The sequence below is a fragment of the Pseudomonas sp. Au-Pse12 genome, assembly GCF_021341665.1.
In the GTDB taxonomy this organism is placed as follows: Bacteria; Pseudomonadota; Gammaproteobacteria; order Pseudomonadales; family Pseudomonadaceae; genus Aquipseudomonas.
Genome location: NZ_JAJTTH010000044.1, coordinates 1 through 437, shown reverse-complemented (window position 1 = coordinate 437; position 437 = coordinate 1). Strand labels below are relative to the sequence as shown.

Below are 437 nucleotides of genomic sequence, written 5' to 3'. Positions count from 1 at the left end.
GAAGGCGGCATCGTCGTTTACACCGCTTCGGTTTCGGCGCCAGTCACCGGTTCCCCAGTGGTAGTAACCCTATCCAATGGACAGACCATCACCATCCCAGTTGGTGAATCCTCCGGCACTGTGAACTTCACCGCGCCAAATGATGCACTGGCAGGCGGCAGCTCTCTGAGCACCACTATTACCAAGGCTGATGGTGGTAACTACGAGAAGCTGGAGATCAACGACAAGCCAGCTGAAACTTCGGTTACCGATACGCCGGACACCACGACTCTGAGCCTCACGGCTACCGATACCGTGGCAGAGGGCGGGTCGATTGTTTACACCGCAACCCTGACCAATGCCGCTGGCACGCCAGTGACCGTTACCCTGTCCAACGGTGCGGTGATCACCATCGCTGCCGGTGCCACTTCGGGCACCGCTACCGTCGCGGCTCCAGC

General features: G+C 59.5%; 1 protein-coding gene. It reads left to right on the top strand.

The features are described from left to right. Positions 1–437: immunoglobulin-like domain-containing protein (locus LXM55_RS32350; RefSeq protein ID WP_233324205.1), on the top strand; the 437-nt coding region annotated here is incomplete at both ends.